Here is a 24,212-nt window from a genome sequence, read left to right as displayed (position 1 = left end):
AGGACGACGGTGCACGGGACACGGCACTCAGTCCAGCCAGATCACAAGAGGGAGAACGCGATGAGCGCACCCGACGGCAGCCCGGTCGGCGCCGAACGCAGCATCGGCCAGTTGTTCGCCTCCGCGACGACCGAGTTGTCGGCGCTGGTGCACGACGAGATCGCGCTGGCGAAGGCGCAGCTGAAGCAGGACGTCAAACGCGGCGCGGTGAGCGGCGGCGCGTTCACGGTGGCCGGCGCGGTGCTGGTGTTCTCCCTGCCGATGCTCAACTTCGCCCTGGCCTACGGCATCCGCACCTGGAGCAACTGGAACCTCGCGATCTGCTTCCTGCTGTCCTTCGCGGCGAACGTGCTGGTCGCGGCCGTGCTGGCGCTGATCGGCGTGCTGTTCGCGAAGAAGGCGTCCAGGAGCAAGGGCCCGCAGAAGGTCGCCGCGTCCATGAAGGAGTCGGCGGGCGTGCTGCAGAAGGCCAAGCCGCACCCGCGGCCCGCGCTGCCGCAGGATCGGGAGCCCGCGGCCATCGAGGCTGTGGCACGCTCGTCCTCATGACGGACCCCGCCACTCCCCCCGCCTCGCCCGCCTCGGTCGTACGACCCGACGGGCCCTGGACGCACCGCGAGGTCGCCGCCAACGGCGCGCGCTTCCACATCGCGGAGCTCGGCGACGGCCCGCTCGTGATGCTGCTGCACGGCTTCCCCCAGTTCTGGTGGACCTGGCGGCACCAGCTGACCGCGCTCGCCGACGCCGGGTTCCGGGCGGTCGCCATGGACCTGCGCGGCGTCGGCGGCAGCGACCGCACCCCCCGCGGCTACGACCCCGCCAACCTGGCCCTCGACGTCACCGGCGTCATCCGCTCCCTCGGCGAGCCCGACGCCGCGCTGGTCGGCCACGACCTCGGCGGCTATCTGGCCTGGACCGCGGCCGTGATGCGGCCCAAGCTCATCCGGCGCCTCGCGGTGGCCTCGATGCCGCACCCGCGGCGCTGGCGCTCGGCGATGCTCGCCGACGTCAAGCAGACCGCCGCGAGCTCCTACATCTGGGGCTTCCAGCGGCCCTGGATCCCCGAACGGCAGCTCGTCGCCGACGACGGGGCGCTGGTCGGCCGGCTGATCCGGGACTGGTCCGGGCCGCGGCTGCCGGAGGACGAGGCGGTGGCGACGTACCGGAGGGCGATGTGCATCCCCTCGACGGCGCATTGCTCCATCGAGCCGTACCGCTGGCTGGTGCGCTCGCTGGCCCGCCCCGACGGCATCCAGTTCAACCGGCGCATGAAGCGACCCGTACGGGTCCCGACCCTGCATCTGCACGGCTCGCTCGACCCCGTGCTGCGCACACGCAGCGCGGCGGGCTCCGGCGAGTACGTCGAGGCACCGTACCGCTGGCGGCTGTTCGACGGGCTCGGGCACTTCCCGCACGAGGAGGACCCGGTGGCGTTCTCCACCGAGCTCATCAACTGGCTCAAGGACCCCGAACCGGACCGCTAGGCCCTACGGTTCACCCTTACGGGCGTCCGCGGATGAACGGCGTCGAACCCTTGCGTGACGGTGTCGGTGCGCCCGGTATCCGGAAGCGGAACACCTGTCCCTCGAACGGCCACTTGCCGCCCGCATAGGCCAATTGGGGGGCACGGGCGCGGTTATCGACCTTCGGGCGGGGGCAGACGTCGGGGTATGGGCTGGACGCACGACTACAGTGACGCAGCACGCAATCGCCGCTCGGGCAACTCCCTGAGCTCCCACCAGCGAGGTGCCCCGCAACTGCCGGGCAGCGACCCGCGGGTGGGCATTCCGCGCATCCTGCGCCGCCGGGCCCGCTGGGTCTCGGTCCGCCTGCGCCACCCCCGCGGCTGACCCTCGGGGCACCGCGGTCTCACAGCGCGCAGCTGTCGCTGTCCACCTGCTCGGTCGCCGTGCGGCCCTTGGTGATGTCCTCCGCGATCTCGTCCACCGTCAGGGCGTAGCCGGTGTCGGCGTCGTCCAGGGACTTCGCGAAGACCACGCCGTAGACCTCGCCCTCGGGGGTGAGCAGGGGGCCGCCGGAGTTGCCCTGACGGACGGTCGCGTACAGCGAGTACACATCACGGCGCACGGTGCCGCGGTGGTAGATGTCCGGCCCGTTGGCCGGGATCCGCCCACGCACCCGTGCGGCGCGCACGTCGTACGAGCCGTTCTCCGGGAAGCCTGCGACGATCGCGTCGTCACCGCTCTCGGCGTCGGTGGGCGTGAACTTCAGGGCGGGCGCGCTGAGATCGGGCACGTCCAGGACGGCGATGTCGCGCTTCCAGTCGTACAGGACGACGGTGGCGTCGTAGCGGCGGCCCTCGCCGCCTATCTGGACGGTGGGCTCGTCGACGCCGCCGACGACATGCGCGTTGGTCATCACCCGGCGGTCGTCGAAGACGAAGCCGGTGCCTTCCAGCACCTTGCCGCAGCTCTCCGCGGTGCCCATCACCTTCACGATGGAGCGCTGCGCGCGCACGGCCACCGCGCTGCGCGCCAGGGCGGGGTCCGGGGGCCGTACGTCGGTGATCGGCTCGTTGGCGAAGGGGCTGAAGACCTGCGGGAAGCCGTTCTGCGCGAGGACCGAGGAGAAGTCCGCGAACCAGGTGTCGGCCTGCGCCGGCAGCGCCCGTGACACCCCGAGCAGCACCTTGGAGTTGCGGACCTCCTTGCCGAGGGTCGGCAGGGTGGTGCCGGCGAGGGCCGAGCCGATCAGCCAGGCCACCAGCAGCATCGCCACGACGTTGACCAGGGCGCCGCCGGTGGCGTCCAGGGCGCGGGCCGGGGACCAGGTGATGTAGCGGCGGAGCTTGTTGCCGAGGTGGGTGGTCAGCGCCTGGCCGATCGAGGCGCAGACGATGACGACGATGACCGCGACGACGGCGGCGCCCGTGCTGACCTCGGAGTTGTCGGTCATGGCGTCCCAGATGACCGGCAGGGTGTAGACGGCGACCAGGCCGCCGCCGAGGAAGCCGATCACCGACAGGATGCCGACGACGAAGCCCTGGCGGTAGCCCACGATCGCGAACCACACCGCCGCGACCAGCAACAGGATGTCCAGCACGTTCACCGCTTCAGGCCTCGCCTCGTCATCTTCCGCTCACTCCGCTCGTCCGGCCGGCCCGGGGGCGCGGCCCGCCGCGCGGCGGCACGTGGGCGCGGCTCCCCGGAAACACAGCACGTGGGCCACCCTGTCATGCGCGCCAGTCGAGCGGGACCTGCTTGTCCCGGTCCCAGGGGCGCTCCCAGCCGGAGAAGTGCAGCAGGCGGTCGATGACACCGGCCGTGAAACCCCAGACGAGCGCCGATTCGACCAGGAATGCCGGGCCTCGGTGGCCGCTGGGGTGGACGGTGGTGACGCGGTTGGCCGGGTCCGTGAGATCCGCCACGGGCACGGTGAAGACCCGCGCGGTCTCGTTCGGGTCGACGACGCCGACCGGGCTGGGCTCGCGCCACCAGCCGAGGACCGGGGTGACGACGAAGCCGCTGACCGGGATGTACAGCCGGGGCAGCACGCCGAAGAGCTGCACTCCGGACGGATCGAGCCCGGTCTCCTCCTCGGCCTCGCGCAGGGCCGCCCGCAGCGGGCCGTCGGTCGCCGGGTCGCCGTCCTCCGGGTCCAGGGCACCGCCGGGGAAGGACGGCTGGCCGGCGTGCGAGCGCAGCGAGCCCGCCCGCTCCATCAGCAGCAGCTCGGGCCCTCCGGCGCCCTCACCGAACAGGATGAGCACGGCCGACTGCCGCCCCGAGCCGTTCTCCGGCGGCAGGAAGCGGCTCAGCTCCAGCGGCTTGACCGTGTCCGCGGCGCGCACCACCGGCTCGAGCCAGGCGGGCAGGCCCTCCTTGCTGAGCGCGACCGCACCGCCTCGCGTATGGCTCGCCCGTGTCATCGCCACCCCCGTTCCACCCGTTCCAACGCGCGGACCCGCCCTGATCGTTCCCCGGGCGGGTACGGCCGTCGGGTGCCCGTCCTACGCCCCGTCATCCGGCCCCCAGCGGCGGCGCGGGGATGCCGCCCGCCTCCAGGTAGGACTTCGGCGGGTTCAGGCGCTGCCCGGGCAGGCCGCCCTTCTCGTACTTCAGGAGCTTCTTCGCCTTCTCCGGGTCGGTCTCCCCCTCGCCGTACGCCGGGCAGAGCGGGGCGATGGGGCAGGCGCCGCAGGCCGGCTTGCGGGCGTGGCAGATACGGCGGCCGTGCCAGATGACGTGGTGCGACAGATCGGTCCAGTCGCTCTTGGGGAACAGCGCGCCGACGGCCGCCTCGATCTTGTCCGGGTCGGTCTCGTCGGTCCACCGCCAGCGCCGCACGAGCCGCTGGAAGTGCGTGTCCACGGTGATGCCGGGCCGCCCGAAGGCGTTGCCCAGCACCACGAACGCGGTCTTGCGGCCGACGCCCGGCAGCTTGACCAGGTCCTCCAGCCGCCCCGGCACCTCCCCGCCGAACTGCTCCACCAGGCCCTTGGACAGCCCTATGACCGACTTGGTCTTGGCCCGGAAGAACCCGGTCGGGCGCAGGATCTCCTCGACCTCCTCCGGGTTCGCGGCGGCCAGGTCCTCGGGGGTCGGGTACTTCGCGAACAGCGCCGGGGTCGTCTGGTTGACCCTCAGGTCGGTGGTCTGCGCCGACAGCACGGTGGCGACGAGCAGTTGGAAGGGGTTCTCGAAGTCCAGCTCGGGGTGGGCGTACGGGTAGACCTCGGCCAGTTCGCGATCGATACGGCGGGCCCGGCGGACCAGCGCCGTACGCGACTCGCCCCTCGGCGGCTCGGCGGCGATCGTCTTCGCGGGCGGGGCCTGCACCGCGGCGGTGGCCTTCTTGGCGACGACGGCGGGTGTCTTCCTGGCGGAGCCGGTCGTCTTCTTCACGGCGGGGGCGGACTTGGCGGCGCGGGAAGTCTTCGCGGGGCCGGTCGCCTTGGACGCGCCGGTGGTCTTCGCGGGAGCGGTCTTCTTCGCGGCGGAGGTCTTCTTCGCGGCGGCCGTCTCCTTCGCGGCGGAGGTCTTCTTCGCGGCGGAGGTCTTCTTCGCGGCGGCCGTCTTCTTGGCAGCGGCAGTCTTCTTGGAGGCGGCCTTCTTCACCGGTGCCGCCTTCTTCTCCCCCGTCGCCCTCTTGGCCGAAACGGCCCTCTTCGCCGGGGTGGCCTTCTTCTCGGCCGTCGTCTTCTCTCCCGCCGCCTGCTCCACCGACACCCTCTTCGTCGCTTTTGCCGCCTTCCTACCGCCGTCAGTGGCCTGTTCGCCCACAGCGGAATCCCGCCGTACAACCATCCGCCCAGCCCCCTCGGCCTGCGCTCTCACCGGCGATTTGGACACCCGGCCAGCCTACGGCCCGCCACTGACATCCGTCCCGGACCCTGAAGATCGGCGCCCAATTGGACCCCTGGCGCTTAACAGCGGACACCAGTGCGGCATCCTTGTGACAGATCACACTGTTTGGACCGTCCGGCAAAATGGGCACCTCGGTCCCCTGGTAAACAGGGGAACAAGATCCCCTGAGCAGGTCGAATAGGAGAGAACTCGTGGACGACGTTCTGCGGCGCAACCCGCTCTTCGCTGCTCTCGACGACGAGCAGGCCGCGGAGCTTCGCGCCTCCATGAGTGAGGTGACCCTGGCGCGGGGCGACTCCCTGTTCCACGAGGGCGACCCGGGCGACCGGCTCTACGTGGTCACCGAGGGCAAGGTCAAGCTGCACCGCACCTCCCCCGACGGCCGCGAGAACATGCTCGCCGTCGTCGGCCCCGGCGAGCTGATCGGCGAGCTGTCGCTGTTCGACCCGGGCCCGCGCACCGCGACCGCCACCGCGCTGACCGAGGTCAAGCTGCTGGGCCTCGGCCACGGCGACCTTCAGCCCTGGCTGAACGCGCGTCCCGAGGTGGCCGCCGCGCTGCTGCGCGCCGTCGCCCGCCGGCTGCGCAAGACCAACGACGCCATGTCGGACCTGGTCTTCTCCGACGTCCCGGGACGTGTCGCGCGCGCCCTGCTGGACCTCTCCCGCCGCTTCGGCGTGCAGTCGGAGGAGGGCATCCACGTCGTTCACGACCTGACGCAGGAGGAGCTGGCCCAGCTGGTCGGCGCCTCGCGCGAGACGGTCAACAAGGCGCTCGCCGACTTCGCGCAGCGCGGCTGGCTGCGCCTGGAGGCGCGGGCCGTGATCCTGCTGGACGTGGAGCGGCTCGCCAAGCGCTCCCGCTGAGCGCCCGGCCCGGCGAGTGACACCGGGCCGGCCGACAGGTGGCGTTCGCCCGCCCGCGCAGAAAATGCGCTGCCACTGTGCCCCGACCCGGGCACAGTGGGCCCATGACCGAAACGGTTCACCGCGTCGGCCCCGGGGGGCTGCGCCCCGGCCTCGACCCGCAGGGTCACATCGAGCGCGAGGGTTCCCCGGAACGTGTCCCGCACGCCTTCCGGCCGGTCGTGGCCGCCGCGCGCGACCGGCTCCCCGACGTCCTCGGGGACCGGTTGCACAGCGCCTACCTCTACGGCTCCGTCCCGCGCGGCACCGCGCGCGTGGGCCGCAGCGACCTGGACCTGCTGATCGCCCTGCGCGCGGAGCCGACGGACGCCGACCGGGACGCCGTACGGACGCTCGGGGACGACCTCGACCGCGCCTTCGGGCAGATCGACGGGGTCGGCGCGCTGCTGTACAGCCGGGCGCGGCTGCTGAGCGACCTGGAGCGGTACGACCTGGGCTGGTTCGTGGCGTGTCTGTGCACCCCGCTGCTCGGCGAGGACCTCGCCGAGCACCTCCCGCGCTACCGCCCCGACTCCAGGCTGGCCCGCGAGACCAACGGCGACCTCGCGCTGCTCCTGCCGCGCTGGCGGGACCGTGTCGCCGCGGCCACGACGGAGGCCGAGCGCAGGCGCCTGGTCCGGTTCATGTCCCGGCACCTCGTGCGCACCGGCTTCACCCTCGTCATGCCCCGCTGGAACGGCTGGACCAGCGACCTGCACGAGATGGCCGAGGCGTTCGCGCGGTACCACCCCGAGCGGGCCGAGGAACTGCGCTCCGCGGCCGTCCTCGGGTACGAGCCGACCGCCGACCCCGGCCTGCTGCGGTCGTACGTCGACGACCTGGGGCCCTGGCTGGCGCGGGAGTACACGCGCGTGCACGGCACGAAGACGCCACGACCGGGCGACTAGATGAGGCCGTGCTCCTGGAGGTAGTCCAGCTGGGCCCGTACCGACAGCTCGGCCGCGGGCCACAGGGAGCGGTCCACGTCGGCGTACACATGGGCGACGATCTGCGCGGGCGTGCGGTAACCGTTCTCCACGGCCGTCTCGACCTGGGCGAGCCGGTGGGCGCGGTGGGCGAGGTAGTACTCCACGACGCCCTGGGCGTCCTCCAGGACCGGCCCGTGGCCCGGCAGCACGGTGTGCACACCGTCGTCGACCGTGAGGGACCGCAGGCGGCGCAGGGAGTCCAGGTAGTCGCCGAGCCGCCCGTCGGGGTGCGCCACGACCGTCGTACCGCGTCCGAGGACCGTGTCGCCGGTCAGCACCGCCTGATCGGCCGGCAGATGGAAGCTCAGGGAGTCGGCGGTGTGCCCGGGCGTCGGTACGACCCTCAGCTCCAGGCCGCCGATCTCGACGACGTCACCCGCGGCCAGTCCCTCGTCACCGAGGCGCAGCGCCGGGTCGAGGGCACGCACGCGTGTGCCGGTCAGCTCGGCGAACCGGGCGGCACCCTCGGCGTGGTCGGGGTGGCCGTGGGTGAGCAGGGTCAGGGCGACGCGCTTGCCGGCCCGCTCGGCCGTGCCGACGACCGCGCGGAGGTGACCCTCGTCCAGGGGGCCCGGGTCGACCACCACGGCCAGGCCGGAGTCCGGCTCGGCGAGGATCCAGGTGTTGGTGCCGTCCAGGGTCATCGCGGAGGCGTTGGGCGCCAGCACGTTCACCGCGCGCGGGGTGGCGGGGCCCGAGAGGACCCCACCGCGTGGCTGGCCGGGAAGGGCGCTTGCGTCGGTCATGCGGGGGCTCCACCGGTCGGGGTGTGCGGTGCCCGGGGCTGGGGCTGCGCCGTCGGGACGTGCTTGGTGAACTCGTCGTGGCCCGGCCAGGACAGGACGATCTCGTCGCCGTCCAGGCGGGCCCGGGCCAGCACCGGCGTCATGTCGCGGGCGGGCGCGGCGGCGAGCGCCTCGGCGGCCGTGGCGTACGGCGTGAGCTGGCGCAGGGTGGCGATCGTCGGCGGCATCATCAGCAGCTCGCCCTTGTCGTAGCCGGCGGCCGCGTCGAGCGGGCGGATCCACACCGTGCGGTCCGCCTCCGTCGAGACGTCGCGGGTGCGCTGGCCGACGGGCAGGACGGCGACGAAGAACCAGGTGTCGTAGCGGCGCTCCTCGAACTCCGGGGTGATCCAGCGCGTCCAGGCGCCCAGCAGGTCCGAGCGCAGCACCAAGCCGCGGCGGTCGAGGAACTCGGCGAAGGAGAACTCCCGGGCCACCAGCGCCGCGCGGTCGGCCTCCCAGTCGTCGCCCGTGGTGTCGCCGACGACCGTGTCCGGGTCGGACCCGGCGAGCAGGACACCGGCCTCCTCGAACATCTCCCGTACGGCCGCGCAGACGATCGCCTGGGCGCCGCGCTCGTCCACGCCGAGCCGGTCGGCCCACCACGCGCGCGGGGGGCCCGCCCAGCGGATCTGCTGGTCGTCGTCGCGCGGGTCGACGCCGCCGCCCGGGTAGGCGTACGCGCCTCCGGCGAAGGCCATGGAGGCGCGTCTGCGCAGCATGTGCACGGACGGACCGTCCGGCCCGTCCTTCAGGAGCATGACGGTGGCCGCGCGCTTGGGAGGCACGGGTGTGAGGGTGCCGTCCGCGAGCGCGCGGATCCGGTCCGGCCACTGAGGGGGGTACCACTGACCGTTCGCCATGGCCGGAGGCTATCCCGTGGCGGGCGGATGTTCGAGAGGGAACGATCACCGACCCGCGCGGAAGCGGATCAGGCCTCGGTCAGCTCCACCTGGACCTCGACCTCCACGGGCGCGTCCAGCGGCAGCACCGCCACGCCGACCGCGCTGCGCGCGTGCACGCCCTTGTCGCCGAGGACCTCGCCGAGCAGCTCGCTGGCGCCGTTGAGGACGCCGGGCTGGCCCGTGAAGTCGGAGGCCGAGGCGACGAAGCCGACGACCTTCACCACGCGCGCGACGCGGTCCAGGTCACCCGCGACGGACTTCACGGCCGCCAGGGCGTTCAGCGCGCAGATGCGGGCGAGGTCCTTGGCCTCCTCGGGAGTGACCTCGGCACCCACCTTGCCGGTGACCGGCAGCTTGCCCTCGACCATCGGCAGCTGGCCGGCGGTGTACACGTACACGCCGCTCTGCACGGCCGGCTGGTAGGCGGCCAGCGGCGGCACGACCTCCGGCAGCGTCAGCCCGAGCTCGGCGAGCTTCGCCTCGACCGCGCTCACGCCGTGTGCTCCGGCTTCGGGCGCTTCAGGTAGGCCACGAGCTGCTCGGGGTTGTTCGGCCCGGGCACGACCTGGACGAGCTCCCAGCCGTCCTCGCCCCAGGTGTCCAGAATCTGCTTCGTGGCATGGACGAGCAGCGGCACGGTTGCGTATTCCCACTTGGTCATGGGGCCGACTGTAGCCGCTGCGCGGGGTGGCGCCGCGCCGGGTGGGTCCGCGGCCCGGAGGCCGCCTTGCCGCACCTCCGGAGGACCGTTTCTCCACAGCTTCTGGGGTCCGGTTGTCCACAGGCTCTGATTGCTGCGCCGCCGGACTGGTTACGCTCGAAGACGTGAGCAGGCTCCAGGTCGTCAGCGGCAAGGGCGGGACCGGTAAGACGACGGTCGCCGCGGCCCTAGCGCTGGCCCTGGCCACGGAGGGGAAGCGCACGCTTCTCGTCGAGGTCGAGGGTCGGCAAGGCATCGCACAGCTCTTCGAGACGGAGGCGCTGCCCTATGAGGAGCGCAAGATCGCCGTCGCTCCCGGGGGCGGGGAGGTGTACGCACTCGCCATCGACCCCGAACTGGCCCTTCTGGACTACCTCCAGATGTTCTACAAGCTGGGCAGCGCCGGACGCGCCCTGAAGAAGCTCGGCGCGATCGACTTCGCCACCACGATCGCGCCCGGGCTCAGGGACGTCCTGCTGACCGGCAAGGCCTGCGAGGCGGTCCGGCGCAAGGACAGGAGCGGACGGTTCGTCTACGACTACGTCGTCATGGACGCGCCCCCGACGGGCCGCGTCACCCGCTTCCTGAACGTCAACGACGAGGTCGCGGGCCTGGCCAGGATCGGCCCGATACACAATCAGGCACAGGCCGTGATGCGGGTGCTGAAGTCGCCGGAGACGGCCGTGCACCTGGTGACGCTGCTGGAGGAGATGCCGGTCCAGGAGACCGCCGACGGCATCGCCGAGCTGCGCTCCGCCCGGCTCCCGGTGGGCCGGGTCATCGTGAACATGGTCCGGCCCGAGGTGCTGGACGCCTCCGGCCTGGAACTCGTACGGACCCTGCCGCGCACGGCCGTCGCGCGGTCCCTGTCGGCCGCCGGGCTCGGCGGGGCGCGCCGCGGCGGCAACGCCGAGCGGCTGGTGGACCCCCTCCTCGAACAGGCCGAGGAGTACGCCGAGCGGTACACGCTGGAGCAGGAGCAGCGGGCCGTCCTCGGCGAACTGGGCCTTCCGCTGCACGAACTGCCGCTGCTCGCCGAGGGCATGGACCTGGCGGGTCTGTACGAACTGGCCACGGAACTGCGGAAGCAGGGGATCGCATGAGCGCGGAGACCGTCCAGGAGCGTCACCTCTCCCCCGCGCGCGTGCTGGACGTCGACCCGCTGCTCGACGACCCCGCCACGCGCATCATCGTGTGCTGCGGCTCCGGCGGTGTCGGCAAGACCACCACGGCGGCCGCCCTCGGCCTGCGCGCCGCCGAGCGGGGCCGCAAGGTCGTGGTGCTCACCATCGACCCGGCCCGCCGCCTCGCCCAGTCCATGGGCATCGACTCGCTCGACAACACCCCGCGCCGCGTCAAGGGCGTCGAGGGGGACGGCGAGCTGCACGCGATGATGCTCGACATGAAGCGCACCTTCGACGAGATCGTCGAGGCGCACGCGGACGCCGACCGGGCCGCCGCGATCTTGAACAACCCCTTCTACCAGTCGCTCTCCGCGGGCTTCGCCGGCACGCAGGAGTACATGGCGATGGAGAAGCTGGGCCAGCTGCGCTCGCGCGACGAGTGGGACCTGATCGTCGTCGACACCCCGCCGTCGCGTTCGGCGCTGGACTTCCTCGACGCGCCCAAGCGGCTCGGCTCGTTCCTCGACGGCAAGCTGATCCGCGTGCTGCTGGCGCCCGCGAAGGTCGGCGGGCGAGCGGGGATGAAGTTCCTGAACGTCGGGATGTCGATGATGACCGGCGCCCTCGGCAAGCTGCTCGGCGGTCAGCTGCTGAAGGACGTGCAGACGTTCGTGGCCGCGATGGACTCGATGTTCGGCGGGTTCCGCACCCGCGCGGACGCGACGTACAAGCTGCTGCAGGCGCCCGGGACGGCGTTCCTGGTGGTCGCCGCGCCGGAGCGGGACGCCTTGCGGGAGGCCGCGTACTTCGTGGAGCGGCTGGCCGCCGAGGACATGCCGCTCGCGGGTCTGGTGCTCAACCGGGTCCACGGCAGTGGCGCCGCCCGGCTGTCGGCCGAGCGGGCGCTCGCCGCCGCGGAAAATCTTGAGGAGCCCCGCATTGTGGATCAGCCGGACGGGAAAGCTGGAGATCGTAACTCCCCCGACCCACACGGCAGTTCGGCCCTCACGGCGTCATCCCCCGCGACCGGGGCCGAGGATCCCGACCCCCCTACCGACGAGCTGGCGGTGCACGGTGAGTTGACCCCGAGCGACGAGCCGAACGTGGACGCGCTGACCGCCGGTCTGCTCAGGCTGCACGCGGACCGCATGCACCTGCTCTCGCGCGAGCAGCGCACGCGTGACCGCTTCACCGCACTTCACCCCGAGGTGGCGGTGACCGAAGTGGCCGCGCTGCCCGGCGATGTGCACGACCTCGCGGGGCTGCGGGACATCGGGGACCGGCTCGCGGCCAACCGGCCGGAGCTGCCCCAGCTGACTGAGGTGCCTCACGCAGACTGAGGTGACGTAACCGTGGGCGAAGGCCGGCAGCGGCTGGGCCCACGGCGACACCACGGAACCGACGGTGACCGCCCGACCACCCGACCCGCCCCCAGGGCGACTGAGCCGACGGCGGCACGGAGCCGTCAGTGACGTGCCCGACGCCGGCAGGGAGCCGGCGGCGGCATGGCCGAAGGCGACACCGCGCCTGCGGTGACGTGGCCGACGACACACGGATCTCGCACACGGGTCCCGCAAACGGATCTCGCACACGGGTCCCGACCGAGGGCGACCCGGCCGAGAGCGTGGCGGACCGCGGACCGCGGGACGCCGGTGCGGCGGACTCAGCTCACCGCCGCGTAGTTCTCGTACACCTGGTCGTCGTCGAGGGGCACCAGGCCGGCCCCGCGCTCGTACTCCGTACGAGCGGTCTCCAGCAGCCGGCGCCAGGAGGTCACGGTGGGCCGCCTGCGCAGCAGTGCGCGGCGCTCCCGTTCCGTCATGCCTCCCCACACGCCGAACTCGACGCGGTTGTCGAGCGCGTCGGCCAGGCACTCGGTCCGCACCGGACATCCGGTGCACACCGCCTTGGCCCTGTTCTGCGCTGCTCCCTGAACGAACAGTTCATCCGGATCGGTAGTGCGGCAGGCCGCCTGCGCACTCCAGTCGGTTACCCAGCCCATACCGGCGCCGTCCTCTCCCGAATCGAGGCTCCCCCACGGCGGCAGCGGCATATGCACCGCCGCCAGTTGAGGACGTTACGGAAGGTGGGCACAGCGCAACACCCCCTTCGGGCCCAATCTTGAATGGCCCGAACGGACTATGCGTAAGCGGCAGATCACCCGCGGGAGTGAGCTGGCGACATATGCGACTCTCCCGGCAAACCAGGACGATTCAGTTGAGTCACATGGGGCGCCAACAGACACACAAGGCGATTTCGGGCACGCCCTCGATGAAATATCGAGGCACGTCCGGAACGATTCGGGGTAGCCGGACGTATTGATACATGGCCGCGCTGCTGTGACAGTTGAGAGCAGCTTAGGCCAAGGCATATACGCGTGTCCGGCGAATGAGAACGTAGGCTGCCCCCATGCCAAAGAAGCCTTCAGGCGGTGGTCTGTCGCCCGCGCAGCAGGCCGCCAAGTTCCTCGGTGTCAGTGTGCTCGCCGGAGCCGTCATGGCCGGCATCGCGCTGCCCGCCGTCGGTGCGCTGGGGCTCGCGGCCAAGGGGTCGGTGGAGAGCTTCGACGAGCTTCCGGCCAATATGAAGACGCCGCCGCTCAGCCAGCGCACCACGATCCTCGACGCCCGGGGCGGCACCATCGCCACTGTGTACTCGCGCGACCGCACGGTGGTCGAGCTCAAGGAGATCTCGCCCTACATGCAGAAGGCGATCGTCGCGATCGAGGACGCCCGCTTCTACCAGCACGGCGCGGTGGACCTGAAGGGCATCCTGCGCGCCCTGAACAAGAACGCGCAGACCGGCGGCGTCGCCGAGGGCGCCTCCACCCTCACCCAGCAGTACGTGAAGAACGTCTTCGTGGAGGAGGCCGGCGACGACCCCACCAAGGTCGCCGAGGCCACCCAGCAGACCATCGGCCGCAAGATCAAGGAGCTGAAGTACGCGATCCAGGTGGAGGAGGAGCTCGGCAAGAAGAAGATCCTCGAGAACTACCTGAACATCACGTTCTTCGGCCAGCAGGCCTACGGCGTCGAGGCGGCCGCCCAGCGCTACTTCTCCAAGCACGCCAAGAACCTCAACATCCAGGAGTCCGCGCTCCTCGCGGGCATCGTCCAGTCGCCCAGCCGGTTCGACCCGGTCAACGACGAGACGGAGGCCACCAAGCGGCGCAACATCGTGCTGCAGCGCATGGCCGACGTCGGCAACATCTCCCAGGCGCAGGCCGACAAGGCCAAGGAGATGCCCCTCGGCCTGGACGTCAGCAAGCCGAAGAACGGCTGCATCACCGCCGTGAAGGGCGCGGGCTTCTTCTGCGACTACGTCCGCGCGGTGTTCCTGAGCGATCCGGTCTTCGGCAAGACCAAGGAGGACCGGGCCAAGATCTGGAACCAGGGCGGCCTGACCATCCGTACGACCATGGACCCGCAGGCCCAGGACTCGGTGCAGCAGTCCGTCAAGGAGCATGTGAACCAGAACGACGACGTGGCCACCGCCGCCACGATCGTCGAGCCCGGCACCGGCAAGATCCTCGCCATGGGCCAGTCCCGCCCGTACGGCTTCGGCAAGAACGAGACGCAGATCAACCTCTCCGTCGACCAGGCCATGGGCGGCGGGCTGGGCTTCCAGCCCGGCTCGACCTTCAAGCCGATCGTGGCCGCGGCCGCCATCGAGGGCGGCATGCCGGCGACCAAGTCGTACCGGTCGCCGTACGAGATGGAGTACCCGAGCCCGGTCCAGGCGTGCGACGGCAAGGTCTGGAACGAGAAGGGCGTCACCCTCACCAACGAGAACGAGTCCGAAGTCGGCCCGTACTCGATGAAGGAGGCGACGGCGAAGTCCGTCAACACCTACTTCGTGGAGATGATCAGCGAGGTCGGCATCTGCCCGGTGACGGAGATGGCGAAGAGGATGGGCGTGGACCGCGCGGACGGCGGCAAGCTCCAGCAGGCCCCCTCCATCGCGCTGGGCACCCAGGAGATGTCCCCGCTGACCATGGCGAACGGCTACGCCACCTTCGCCTCGCGCGGCATGTACTGCACCCCGATCGCCATCGAGTCGATCAGCCGGCGCATCGGCGGGGAGACCAGGTCCCTGGAGGTCCCGAAGTCGACCTGCTCGCGGGCGATGTCCGAGAACACCGCCGACACCATCAACACGCTGCTGCGGGGCGTGGTCGAGGACGGTACGGGTACGCAGGCGGGCCTGGACGACCGCGAGAGCGCCGGCAAGACCGGCACCACCGACGAGCGCTACGCCGCCTGGTTCGTGGGCTACACGCCGAACATGTCCGGCGCGGTCTGGGTCGGCGACCCGGCGCACGAGCGCAAGATGGAGAACATCAGCATCGGCGGGGTCTGGCACGACAAGGTCTTCGGTGGCCAGGTCCCCGGCCCGATCTGGAAGTCCATGATGTCCGGCGCCCTCGCGGGCCGGGAGGCACCGGACTTCAACTACGTCGACATCCCGGACGCGCCGAAGGACAGGGACAGGGACAAGGGCCGCGACAGGGGCCGCGGGGACGACGACGGCGGCAACGGTGACGACGCCACCGGCGGCGTGATCGGCGGCAACACCGACGGCGGCACCTTCCCCGAGCCCTCCTTCTCCATCCCGGAGGGCTTCATCCAGGGCAACGACGGCGGCCCGGGCAACGGGAACGGCAACGGCGGGGGCAACTTCCCGTAGCAGCCGGCAGGAGTACGACAGCGGGGGCGCCCCTTCCGGGAAGGGGCGCCCCCGCTGTTCTGTCCGGCTCGGACCGGTCCGCCGGGAGCGGTCAGCCGGCGAGGAGCTTCTTGACCGCGGCGGCGACACGGCCGCCCTCGGCCTGGCCGGCCACCTTCGGGTTGACGATCTTCATGACCGCGCCCATGGCCCTCGGCCCCTCGGCCCCGGCCGACTTCGCCTCCTCGACGGCCTGGGCGACGATCTGCTCCAGTTCCTCGTCGGACAGCTGCTTGGGCAGGTACGCGGCGAGGACCTCGCCCTCCGCCTTCTCGCGCTCGGCCTGCTCGGGGCGACCGCCCTGAGCGAAGGCCTCGGCCGCCTCACGGCGCTTCTTCGCCTCACGGGTGATCACCTTCTGGACCTCGTCGTCCGAGAGTTCGCGCTTCTCCTTGCCCGCGACCTCCTCCTTGGTGATCGCGGCGAGCGTCAGCCGGAGCGTCGAGGAGCGGAGCTCGTCGCGCTCCTTGATCGCGGCGTTGAGGTCTTCCTGCAGCTTCGACTTGAGCGTGGTCATGGCTCGATTGTCGCAGGTGCGACACGAGCGCCGCCCGCCCATTTCCCAGGTGGCCGGGCGGGGGCGGGGGTTGGGGCGGGAGGTCGTACGGAACGGACCTGCGGGTCTGACACGATGGGCATATGCGCGCGCGATACGGAGTACCCCTCGGCATCACGGCGGTCGCGGCCGCCGGTCTGGTCTACTCGGCGGGTTTCGAGGCCCGTTCCTTCCGCCTCCGACGGGTCACCGTCCCTGTCCTGCCCGCGGGCATGCGCCCGCTGCGCGTGCTGCACGTGTCGGACATCCACATGGTCGGCGGGCAGCGCAAGAAGCAGCGCTGGCTGCGGTCGCTGGCGGGCCTGCGCCCCGACTTCGTGATCAACACCGGCGACAACCTGTCCGACCCGGAGGGCGTGCCGGAGGTGCTGGACGCGCTGGGGCCGCTGATGGAGTTTCCGGGGGCGTACGTCTTCGGCTCGAACGACTACTACGGGCCCAAGCTGCGCAACCCCGCCCGCTATCTGCTCGAGAAGGCGCAGGGACGGCACGGCCTGAACGGCAACCCGCCGGCGGTCGGCGTGGTCCACAACCCGTGGGAGGACCTGCGGGACGGCTTCGACGCGGCCGGCTGGCTGAACCTCACCAACACCCGGGGCGTGCTCAAGAGCGAGGGCGTCTCGATCGAACTCACCGGCGTGGACGACCCCCACATCAAGCGGGACCGCTACGCGCAGGTGGCCGGCGGCCCGTCCGGCTCGGCGGACTTCGCCATCGGCGTCGTCCACGCGCCCTACCTGCGCAGCCTGGACTCCTTCACGGCCGACGGCTACCCCCTGATCCTGGCCGGCCACACCCACGGCGGCCAGCTGTGCCTCCCCTTCTACGGCGCCTTCGTCACCAACTGCGACCTGGACACGGACCGCGTCAAGGGCCTGTCGACCCACACGGCGGGCGGTCGTACGGCCTACATGCACGTCTCGGCGGGCTGCGGGACGAACCGTTACACCCCGGTGCGGTTCGCGTGTCCGCCGGAGGCGACGTTGCTGACGTTGGTGGGGCGGGACGGAGCGGGAGAGCGCGTCTAGCTCTGTCCGGGGCGTGGGGCAGCGCGGGGCGACGGGGCGGGCCGTGTCCCCCACACGGACCACCCGCATGGCCCGACATACCCCTTTTGCCTAGCTTGAGGGCATGACCGCTCCGATACCCAGGGACATCCCGGACCTCCCCGCGGTCCCGGGCATCCCCGCGCTGCTGCCCTCACCCGTCCCCGCATCGGCCGTGCTGGAGCCGGTACGCCGGCCCCTCACGGCCGTCTTCCGCCTCCTGACCGCGCTGCTGGCGGCCGGCGGCATCACCGTCGAGCTGCTGCTCGGCAGCCCACTGCGCGTCCTGAGCTACTTCACCGTCCAGGCGAACATCCTGCTCGCCCTGGTCCTCATCGCCTCGGCACGCCGGGCGTGGACGGCCCGCCGCCCGCTGCCGGGGGCCGTGACCGGCGCCGTGCTGCTCTACGTCGTGATGACCGCGCTGGTGTACCACCTGCTCCTGGCGAACGCGGCGAGCCCCTTCTCCATGACGGGCACGGCCCCGCCGACCGGCTGGCACGCGGTCGCCAACCAGCTCCTGCACACGGTGGTCCCCGCGGCGGCCGTCCTGGACTGGCTCCTGCTGACCGCCCCCGGCCGGCTCCACGTGCGCCAGGCCCCGACCTGGCTCCTCTACCCCGCGGCCTACCTGGTGTTCTCCCTGATCCGCGGCGAACTCCTGCCCGCCGGCGCCCCGGGCGACCGCTACCTCTACCCCTTCCTGGACGTCGACCTCCACGGCTACAAGAGCATCCTGGCCAACGCCCTCCTCCTGGGCCTCTCCTTCTACGCCCTCGCCGTCGTCCTCGCCGTCCTCGACCGCCTGCGCCCGAACCCCATCCGCCACCGCGCCAAAACCGGATTTCGTCTACAGCCACCAGTGGGCTAAAGTAAACGACGTCGCCGCGACAAGCAGCGACGATCGGGGTGTAGCGCAGCTTGGCAGCGCGCTTCGTTCGGGACGAAGAGGTCGTGGGTTCAAATCCCGCCACCCCGACGCTGTTCAGAGGGCCTGGTGTGTAAGTCGCACCAGGCCCTCTGGCGTGCTCGGGGCCGGACCGATCGACCGGTCGTCACAGGCTGCGGGCCGTGATGTCGCCGTAGGCGGTGGTCGCGTGGACGGTCAGGTCGGCGTCGGCTCCGTCGGTGTTCCTCAGGGTGTTGTGGATACGGCCGTAGGTGGTGCCCGCGTCCAGGGAGGCGGAGACCCCCGGGGTGGCGCCGAGGGTGATGTCGCCGTGCTCGGTGCGCAGGGTGACCGTGCCGCGCAGGGCCTCGGTGATGGTGAGGTCGCCCTTCAGGGTGCTGATCTCCGCGGGTCCGCCGAGGCGGCCTACCGTGATGTCGCCGGCCTGGAGGGTGAGGCGGGCGCTCGCGGTCTCGTCGAGCTTGACCGTGGCCTGCTGGCCCTCGAAGAGCACGTCGCCCAGGCGCCCGACGCCCCGGAGCTCGGCGGCGGACGCCTTCGCCTCGACGCGGGAGCCGGCGGGCAGCTGGACCGTCACCTCGACGGCGCCGGAGGAGCCGAGGATGCGGTTCTTCGGCTCCGGGGCCTCGATCCGCAGCACTCCGTCGCCGTACGAGACCTCGATCTGCTCGGCCGCCTTCACGTCGCGGCCCCTCGAGGCGTCCGCGGGCAGCACCTCGACCGTGGTGTCGGCGCGGTCCGCGGCGATGAACCGGATGACTCCCGCCGGGATGTCGAGGACGGCGGAGACGGGGGCCGGGGTCTCGAACTTCCGCAGGTCCTGAGTCTTCGGCATGTTCTGCATCGGGTCTCTCCTGTGTTCGTCGCTGCTTTCTGACAACAGAAACGCTACGTTGCATTTCCCATCGCGACAATTACTTCGTTGCACGTTTCCGGCATTTGCGCAGCTCACAGCCGTCAAATCGTTGCAGTGGGTTGAAATCTAACGCAACACCCATCTCTCCATTCGTTGCAATGGGTTGCCATTGAACGCTACGCTGACACCCACCACCGATCACGAACGGGAGACCCCCCATGCCCGGAGGGCGGCTCACTCAGCAGGAGCGTCAGCAGATCGCGGTCGGGCTGGCCGACGGGCTCGCCTACGCGGAGATCGCCCGGCGGCTCGGCCGGCCCACCTCGACCGTCACGCGGGAGGTGATGCGCAACGGCGGGCCCACCGCCTACCGGGCCGACCTGGCCCACCGAGCCACGGAGCAGCGCACCCACCGGCGGAGGAAACCCGTGCCGCGAGGGGCACAGGCGCCCGCGCAGGCGCATGGGCGGGACGCCGACGCCGTACGGGAGTACGTGGAGACGTTCACGACGCTGCTGATGCAGCAGGGGCTGCCGAAGATGACGGCCCGGGTGCTGACCTGTCTGTGGACCACCGACGCGGGCAGCCTCACCGCGTCCGAACTCGCCCGGCGGCTCCAGGTCAGCCCGGCGTCCGTGTCCAAGGCGATCGCGTTCCTGGAGGGCCTGGGGCTCGTCCGCCGGGAACGCGACGAACGGCGCCGTGAGCGCTACGTCGTCGACGACGACATCTGGTACCAGTCGACGCTCGCCGGTGCGCGGTCGCAGGCCCAGCTCGCCGAGACCGCGCGGCAGGGTGTGCGCGTCCTCGGCGCCGGCACCCCGGCCGCCGTACGGCTGGAGAACATCGCCCGCTTCGTCGACTTCATCAGCGAGAGCATCGTCCGCGCGGCGGAGCAGGCGCGCGACATCCTCTCCTCGAAGGAGCGCTGAGAGGCGGGGTCAGGGGAAGAACCGGCCCGCGCTCGGGTGGTCCTGGGCGCCGTCCACGCAGATGTTGGCGCCGTTGACGCCGCCGGCCCGGGGTGACAGCAGGAAGCAGGCCACGTCCGCCACCTCCCGCAGCTCGACCAGCCGGCCACGCGGGAAGTCGTCGCGGGCGAACGCCTCGAACTGTTCGGGCCGGTTGTCCCGGACCCAGGCCCAGCCGCCGCCCTCGAACAGCACCGATCCCGGACTGAGCGCGTTCACGCGGATGTTGCGGGGGCCGAGCTCCTGGCCGAGCGTGGCCGCGAGGTGGATCTCCGCCGCCTTCGCGGAGGCGTACGACGACTTGGGGCCCGGCTTCCAGCCCGTGATGGACGCGACGACGAGCGCGCTGCCGCCGCCGCGCCGCTCGAAGTGCGGCACCGCGGTACGGATGGCGTGGGCGGCGTGCAGCACGTTCACCTCGTAGGTGCGCAGCCAGTCCTCGGGCGTGGAGTCCAGCAGCCCTCCCCCGTACGCCCCGCCGGCGTTGGCGACGAGCAGGTCGAGGCCGCCCGTCCGCTCGGCCGCCTCGTCGATCGCCCTCGCGAGCGCGGCCGGGTCGGTGACGTCCGCCCGGATGCCGGGCAGGCCCGACTCCTTCAGCCTCTCCGGGTCCCGGCCGCAGACCGTGACGGTCACTCCCTCGTCCTGCAGCGCCCGGCCGATGGCCAGCCCGATGCCGCCGCTCCCGCCGGTGACGAAGGCCGACTTGCCCTCAAGTCCGAGACCCATGGCGGCAGTTTGTCAGAGGATCTCGGGGCTGCGGCGTTCCAGCAGGACCACGTCCCGCCGGCGGCCGTGGTGGCGGCCGATGCGCTCGCGGATGCCGATGACGCGGAAGCCGGTGCGCTGGTGGAGGGCGAGGCTCGCGGTGTTCTCGGGGAAGACGCCGGACTGGACGGTCCAGATGCCGGCGGCTTCCGTGGAGGTGATGAGGGCCGGCATCAGGGCACGGGCTGTGCCCTGCCGCGGGCGGCGGGATGGACGTAGACCGAGTGCTCGGCCACTCCGTCGTAGGCGCAGCGGTCGGAGACGTGGGTGGCGGCCACCCAGCCGAGGACGTGCCCCGTCGCGCCGTCCAGGGCGACGAAGCGGTGGTCCGGGAGCTTCGCCGAGTCGAAGTCCTCCCAGGACGAAGGCTTCGTCTCGAAGGTGGCGTCGCCCTCCTCGATGCCCGGGCGGTAGATCTCCAGGACCTGCCCGGCGTGCGCCCGCGTCAGCGGGCGATGTGCGCAGACTCGGAGGACATCGGCCTCCACCTCCTTCGGTGCCGCGAGCGACCGTACCGAAGGAGGTGGGGAGTTCATCGACGTACCGGAGGGGGTGGGGAGTTCATCGACGTACCGACCGCGCTGCCGCTCCTCGGCAGCCGGCCGTTCGTCCGTCAGAACAGTGCCTTGTACGCCTGCCAGCCCGTCCCGATCCTCACCCGGGCCGTGAAGGAGCCCTTGCCGTTGCCGCTCTGGCGGTAAAGGTTGCCCGCCGTGTCACGGGCGACGAGGTCCGGCCGGCCGTCGCCGGTGAGGTCGCCGACGCCGACGACGGCGTCGTAGCCGGCGCCCCAGGCGGAGAGGACGAGGACGCGGGCCTTGAGGCGACCCGTGCCCGTGCCGTCGTAGCGCCACAGTCTGCCGGCGGTGTCGCGGGCGAGCAGATCGCCGTGGCCGTCGCCGGTGAGGTCGCCGGCGCCCACGATCTTCGTGTACGACGTCCAGGCCGTGCCGATCCGCACGCCCGGCCTGAGCCTGCCGTCGCTCGTGGCGGCGAACAGGTGGAGGTCCCCGCCTGCGGACCGGCGCGCGATCAGGTCGGCGAGGCCGTCGCCGGTGAGGTCACCGGGCGAGGCGAGGACGTTGTACGCACCCCAGCCGCTGCCCAGCGACCTGTAGGGCGTCGACGTCCGCGGCGCGGCGCCGCAGGGCGGCAGATAGCCGCGCAGGGTGCCGTCGGGCATGCGGACGAGGACGTCGTTGCAGGTGTCGCCGTTCAGGTCCCCGAAGGGCACGGCCAGGGTCTTCGCCGACCAGCCCGACGTGCTGGTCCGGCCGGAGAAGGTCCCGGTGCCGGTGGCCCGCTGCACGGACAGCGTGCCGCCGGGGGTCAGCGTGAGCAGGTCACCGGCTCCGTCCGGCAGGCCGCTGGGGCCCGACTGGTCCCGGCGGGCCGCCACGACGGGCCGGCTCGCCGGGCTCTCGGCGGCCCCGCTCTGCCAGCCGCTCCTGAGGGCGGTGACGACGACCGTGATCTTCCTGCCGCGGAGCGGGCCGGGGACCCGGTAGGCGGCCGCGGTGGCCCCGGCGATCGTCCGGCCGTCCGCCTCCCACTGGTACGCGTACGAGTCCGGGGTCGCCGACCACGTCCCGGGCAAGGCCCTGAGCAGCACGCCCACCTGGGCGGTGCCCCTGACCGCCGGGAGCGCGGTGTTCCGCAGCGCCGGTACGACGGTGAAGGTGCCGCGCGGGTACTCCCAGCTGTTGTGCGTGACGACGCTGAGGTTCCAGTCGCCGGTCTCGGCCGCGGTGAGGTCGAGGACGGCCGTCAGCGACCTGCGGTCGGCCGCGACGGAGACGGTCGTGGACTCGATGACCTTGCCGGCCCGGCTGATCCGTACCTTGTCGTCCGCGCGCAGGGCGCTGCCCGTCAGCGTCACCTCGGCCCGGGTGCCGGCCGCGCCGGTGGCCGGGGTGACCGAGCCGACGGTGATCTTCTCGGTGCCGCACAGCGCGTAGGTGCAGACGAGCTCGGCCCGGTACGCGGTCTGCGACGCCTTCTCGGGCAGCCCGAGGACGAGGATGCTGGGGCTGACCTCCGTCGAGTACGGCTCGTTCACGTAGCACTGGTAGCCGCTGGGGATGAACAGCGCGCAGTTGTTGTCCAGGCTCGCGTCGTACAGCGCGGGCACGGCCGTCTGGGTGCCGCCCGCGGTGTCGCCGATCGCGAGGTCGAACCGGTCGTTGTAGGCCGTGGGCAGGGTCCGGCACAGGGCGCTGTGCGTCTCGTCCAGGGTGCCGGTGATGGGCCCGTAGCCGTAGCTGACGTTCGGGACTCTCGCGCACTCCTCGGCGGGACCCGCCGCGGTGGCGATGCGCAGGGCGTCGAAGCGGTAGGAGCCGGCGGCCTGGAGGTTGGACGGGACGGTGACCAGGACCTGGTAGCCGGTCGAGCCGGTGACCGCGCACGCGCGGTTGCGGTACGAGCACACGGCCGTGCCGTCGGCGTCGTACGCCAGGATGTTCGCCGTGCCGAGCGGGTCACGGACGTCGAGGTGCAGGGTGTCGCGGGCGTCCGCGGTGGTGACCTGACGGCAGATCAGCGTGCCCGGTGCGCCCTGGGTGCCGCCGGAGGACGGGCCGCCGACGGCCGTGGCCGTGGTCGCGGCGCAGCCCTTCGCGCTCGCGGTCACGTCCCGGCGGGTCAGCGTGTACTCGGCGGGGGCGTCCCGCCCGGTGACCAGCACCGTGTGGGCGAGACCGGGGGTGAGCCGGCACGTGGTCCACGTGGACGGGGAGGCGTAGAGACCGCAGACCTGCCTGCCGTCCGTGTCCACGACCGAGACGCTCGCCGGGGCGGTGCCCGAGACCGCGCGCAGCTGGAGGTTCTCCACCGCGCCGTCCGGGTCGGCGGGGATGCCGAGACAGTGCGCGAAGACACCGTCGCCGGTGCCGATGCGGGCCGTCGGGCTGTCGGCGGTGAAGTCACCCTCCGGGAGGGCGGGACAGACGTCCGGCGCGTCCGTGCGGTACAGCGCGATGCGGTACGGCCCCGTCGGCTGGTCCTCGCTCGCGGTGGAGAGCAGGACCCGGAAGGGCGCCCTGCCGGTGAGCGCGCAGGTCCCCTGGGACAGGGCGTCCGCGGCGCACCGCCGTACGCCGTCGGCGTCGGCCAGCGCGAGGTCGGGCCGCGGCGCCGGGGCGCTCAGCGGTTTCAGGGCGGCCAGCCGGGCGCCCTCGGGCAGCGGCAGCAGCAGACAGTCGACCTCGCCGGCCGCGGCGAAGTCCCCTTGGTACAGGCCGAGTTCGACAGACACGCAGCCGTCGGCCGCCGTGGCGGTGCCCGCCGGAAGCAGCAGGGACAGCACGAGCGACACCGTGAGCAGCAGTGAGGCGTACGCGGCGGATCTCACGCGAGTACGCAGGGTACGGAGCATGCGGTTCCCCCCAGGGCCCGTCCGTGGATGCGGTGAATCGACACCGGTCCCGGTCGGCACGGCCTGCTGTGTGCGTCGATCGAGGCGTGGGAGGCGGGAGCGGCATGAGTGAGTGATGTGATGATCGCACGGCCGCCGCGTCGAGGAGAGGGGTTATTCCGGCCGCCACCCCCAGCCCTGCCGACACCGCCCACCTCAGCCCACTTCACCCCCAGCCCTGCCGACACCGCCCACCTCAGCGCACTTCACCCCCCGCCCTGCCGACACCG

At 71.9% G+C, this 24,212-nt stretch carries 23 protein-coding genes, 1 tRNA gene and 1 pseudogene; 12 read left to right on the top strand and 13 right to left on the bottom strand.

From position 1 onward, the window contains the following. Window positions 1-60 precede the first annotated feature (60 nt). The 3 genes from ACIGXJ_RS12070 to ACIGXJ_RS12060 all read left to right on the top strand — a co-directional run bounded on the left by ACIGXJ_RS12070 (window position 61) and on the right by ACIGXJ_RS12060 (window position 1,850). Window positions 61-549, top strand: a complete 489-nt coding sequence (locus tag ACIGXJ_RS12070) for a phage holin family protein (protein WP_399643450.1) — start codon at window positions 61-63, stop codon at window positions 547-549. Next, the gene (locus ACIGXJ_RS12065; RefSeq protein ID WP_399643448.1) at window positions 546-1,484 is read left to right on the top strand and encodes an alpha/beta fold hydrolase; all 939 of its coding nucleotides are present in this window, start codon (window positions 546-548) and stop codon (window positions 1,482-1,484) included. The genes ACIGXJ_RS12070 and ACIGXJ_RS12065 overlap by 4 nt, the downstream gene beginning before the upstream one ends. Before the next feature lie 186 nt (window positions 1,485-1,670). Beyond that, complete coding sequence (locus ACIGXJ_RS12060) at window positions 1,671-1,850, top strand: hypothetical protein (RefSeq protein WP_399643446.1); 180 nt, start codon at window positions 1,671-1,673, stop codon at window positions 1,848-1,850. Between the two features lie 19 nt (window positions 1,851-1,869). Here the strand turns inward: ACIGXJ_RS12060 and ACIGXJ_RS12055 are convergent, their stop codons facing one another. The 3 genes from ACIGXJ_RS12055 to nth form a co-directional block, all read right to left on the bottom strand. Further along, window positions 1,870-3,069, bottom strand: coding sequence for a MarP family serine protease (locus tag ACIGXJ_RS12055; protein ID WP_399643444.1), 1,200 nt, complete (start codon window positions 3,067-3,069; stop codon window positions 1,870-1,872). Between the two features lie 124 nt (window positions 3,070-3,193). Beyond that, window positions 3,194-3,889, bottom strand: coding sequence for an NUDIX hydrolase (locus tag ACIGXJ_RS12050; protein ID WP_399643442.1), 696 nt, complete (start codon window positions 3,887-3,889; stop codon window positions 3,194-3,196). A gap of 91 nt (window positions 3,890-3,980) precedes the next feature. Then, window positions 3,981-5,243, bottom strand: coding sequence for an endonuclease III (gene nth / locus ACIGXJ_RS12045; RefSeq protein WP_399643440.1), 1,263 nt, complete (start codon window positions 5,241-5,243; stop codon window positions 3,981-3,983). A gap of 275 nt (window positions 5,244-5,518) precedes the next feature. Between nth and ACIGXJ_RS12040 the strand changes: the two genes are divergently transcribed. Together ACIGXJ_RS12040 and ACIGXJ_RS12035 are read left to right on the top strand one after the other, a co-directional pair. After that, a complete protein-coding gene (locus ACIGXJ_RS12040) occupies window positions 5,519-6,193 on the top strand; it encodes a Crp/Fnr family transcriptional regulator (RefSeq protein ID WP_029382547.1) in 675 nt (224 codons plus the stop codon). Between the two features lie 104 nt (window positions 6,194-6,297). Further along, window positions 6,298-7,140, top strand: coding sequence for a nucleotidyltransferase domain-containing protein (locus tag ACIGXJ_RS12035; protein WP_399643438.1), 843 nt, complete (start codon window positions 6,298-6,300; stop codon window positions 7,138-7,140). On the opposite strand, the gene ACIGXJ_RS12030 is transcribed toward ACIGXJ_RS12035, so the two are convergent. The 4 genes from ACIGXJ_RS12030 to ACIGXJ_RS12015 all read right to left on the bottom strand — a co-directional run bounded on the left by ACIGXJ_RS12030 (window position 7,137) and on the right by ACIGXJ_RS12015 (window position 9,572). After that, complete coding sequence (locus ACIGXJ_RS12030) at window positions 7,137-7,967, bottom strand: MBL fold metallo-hydrolase (protein WP_399643436.1); 831 nt, start codon at window positions 7,965-7,967, stop codon at window positions 7,137-7,139. The two genes, ACIGXJ_RS12035 and ACIGXJ_RS12030, sit on opposite strands and share 4 nt — an antisense overlap. Further along, complete coding sequence (locus ACIGXJ_RS12025; RefSeq protein WP_399643434.1) at window positions 7,964-8,869, bottom strand: NUDIX hydrolase; 906 nt, start codon at window positions 8,867-8,869, stop codon at window positions 7,964-7,966. The genes ACIGXJ_RS12030 and ACIGXJ_RS12025 overlap by 4 nt, the downstream gene beginning before the upstream one ends. A gap of 68 nt (window positions 8,870-8,937) precedes the next feature. Further along, the gene (locus ACIGXJ_RS12020) at window positions 8,938-9,405 is read right to left on the bottom strand and encodes a RidA family protein (RefSeq protein ID WP_399643432.1); all 468 of its coding nucleotides are present in this window, start codon (window positions 9,403-9,405) and stop codon (window positions 8,938-8,940) included. Further along, window positions 9,402-9,572, bottom strand: a complete 171-nt coding sequence (locus ACIGXJ_RS12015; protein WP_399643430.1) for a DUF4177 domain-containing protein — start codon at window positions 9,570-9,572, stop codon at window positions 9,402-9,404. Before ACIGXJ_RS12015 ends, ACIGXJ_RS12020 begins: the two co-directional genes overlap by 4 nt. A 164-nt stretch (window positions 9,573-9,736) precedes the next feature. Here ACIGXJ_RS12015 and ACIGXJ_RS12010 point away from each other — a divergent pair, with 164 nt between their 5' ends. Next, window positions 9,737-10,714 carry an ArsA family ATPase gene (locus tag ACIGXJ_RS12010; RefSeq protein ID WP_399643428.1) on the top strand — a complete coding sequence of 326 codons (978 nt, stop codon included), beginning with the start codon at window positions 9,737-9,739 and terminating at the stop codon, window positions 10,712-10,714. Further along, complete coding sequence (locus tag ACIGXJ_RS12005) at window positions 10,711-12,075, top strand: ArsA family ATPase (RefSeq protein ID WP_399643426.1); 1,365 nt, start codon at window positions 10,711-10,713, stop codon at window positions 12,073-12,075. Before ACIGXJ_RS12010 ends, ACIGXJ_RS12005 begins: the two co-directional genes overlap by 4 nt. A 323-nt stretch (window positions 12,076-12,398) precedes the next feature. Here ACIGXJ_RS12005 and wblA read toward each other — a convergent pair whose 3' ends face one another. Next, a complete protein-coding gene (wblA, locus tag ACIGXJ_RS12000; RefSeq protein WP_063608098.1) occupies window positions 12,399-12,737 on the bottom strand; it encodes a transcriptional regulator WblA in 339 nt (112 codons plus the stop codon). A gap of 407 nt (window positions 12,738-13,144) precedes the next feature. On the opposite strand from wblA, the gene ACIGXJ_RS11995 reads away from it, so the two are divergent. Continuing rightward, window positions 13,145-15,421: a transglycosylase domain-containing protein gene (locus tag ACIGXJ_RS11995; RefSeq protein ID WP_399643423.1), complete on the top strand. Its 2,277-nt coding sequence runs from the start codon at window positions 13,145-13,147 to the stop codon at window positions 15,419-15,421. A gap of 91 nt (window positions 15,422-15,512) precedes the next feature. Here the strand turns inward: ACIGXJ_RS11995 and ACIGXJ_RS11990 are convergent, their stop codons facing one another. Then, window positions 15,513-15,977, bottom strand: coding sequence for a GatB/YqeY domain-containing protein (locus ACIGXJ_RS11990; protein WP_399643421.1), 465 nt, complete (start codon window positions 15,975-15,977; stop codon window positions 15,513-15,515). A gap of 122 nt (window positions 15,978-16,099) precedes the next feature. Here ACIGXJ_RS11990 and ACIGXJ_RS11985 point away from each other — a divergent pair, with 122 nt between their 5' ends. The 3 genes from ACIGXJ_RS11985 (at window position 16,100) to ACIGXJ_RS11975 (ending at window position 18,041) form a co-directional block, all read left to right on the top strand. Then, the gene (locus ACIGXJ_RS11985) at window positions 16,100-17,044 is read left to right on the top strand and encodes a metallophosphoesterase (RefSeq protein ID WP_399643419.1); all 945 of its coding nucleotides are present in this window, start codon (window positions 16,100-16,102) and stop codon (window positions 17,042-17,044) included. Between the two features lie 103 nt (window positions 17,045-17,147). Beyond that, on the top strand, window positions 17,148-17,933 hold the full coding sequence (locus tag ACIGXJ_RS11980; RefSeq protein WP_399643417.1) for a Pr6Pr family membrane protein: 786 nt from the start codon (window positions 17,148-17,150) through the stop codon (window positions 17,931-17,933). A gap of 34 nt (window positions 17,934-17,967) precedes the next feature. Beyond that, window positions 17,968-18,041, top strand: a tRNA-Pro gene (locus tag ACIGXJ_RS11975). A 76-nt stretch (window positions 18,042-18,117) separates the two neighbouring features. On the opposite strand, the gene ACIGXJ_RS11970 is transcribed toward ACIGXJ_RS11975, so the two are convergent. Then, window positions 18,118-18,789 (bottom strand): DUF4097 family beta strand repeat-containing protein, encoded by a 672-nt coding sequence (locus tag ACIGXJ_RS11970; protein WP_399643706.1) that lies wholly within the window; start codon window positions 18,787-18,789, stop codon window positions 18,118-18,120. 257 nt (window positions 18,790-19,046) lie between these two features. Between ACIGXJ_RS11970 and ACIGXJ_RS11965 the strand changes: the two genes are divergently transcribed. Further along, the gene (locus ACIGXJ_RS11965) at window positions 19,047-19,760 is read left to right on the top strand and encodes a helix-turn-helix domain-containing protein (RefSeq protein WP_399643415.1); all 714 of its coding nucleotides are present in this window, start codon (window positions 19,047-19,049) and stop codon (window positions 19,758-19,760) included. 9 nt (window positions 19,761-19,769) lie between these two features. Here ACIGXJ_RS11965 and ACIGXJ_RS11960 read toward each other — a convergent pair whose 3' ends face one another. The 3 genes and pseudogenes from ACIGXJ_RS11960 to ACIGXJ_RS11950 form a co-directional block, all read right to left on the bottom strand. Continuing rightward, the gene (locus ACIGXJ_RS11960) at window positions 19,770-20,528 is read right to left on the bottom strand and encodes an SDR family NAD(P)-dependent oxidoreductase (RefSeq protein WP_399643413.1); all 759 of its coding nucleotides are present in this window, start codon (window positions 20,526-20,528) and stop codon (window positions 19,770-19,772) included. Between the two features lie 12 nt (window positions 20,529-20,540). Next, window positions 20,541-21,055, bottom strand: a pseudogene (locus tag ACIGXJ_RS11955) (GNAT family N-acetyltransferase). Between the two features lie 125 nt (window positions 21,056-21,180). Then, window positions 21,181-23,919, bottom strand: a complete 2,739-nt coding sequence (locus ACIGXJ_RS11950) for an FG-GAP repeat domain-containing protein (protein WP_399643411.1) — start codon at window positions 23,917-23,919, stop codon at window positions 21,181-21,183. Window positions 23,920-24,212: the final 293 nt, after the last annotated feature.

The sequence above is a fragment of the Streptomyces sp. NPDC053367 genome, assembly GCF_044545925.1.
GTDB lineage: Bacteria > Actinomycetota > Actinomycetes > Streptomycetales > Streptomycetaceae > Streptomyces.
The sequence above is the reverse complement of the archived record's forward strand: the minus strand, read 5'-3'. Positions and strand labels throughout refer to the sequence as shown.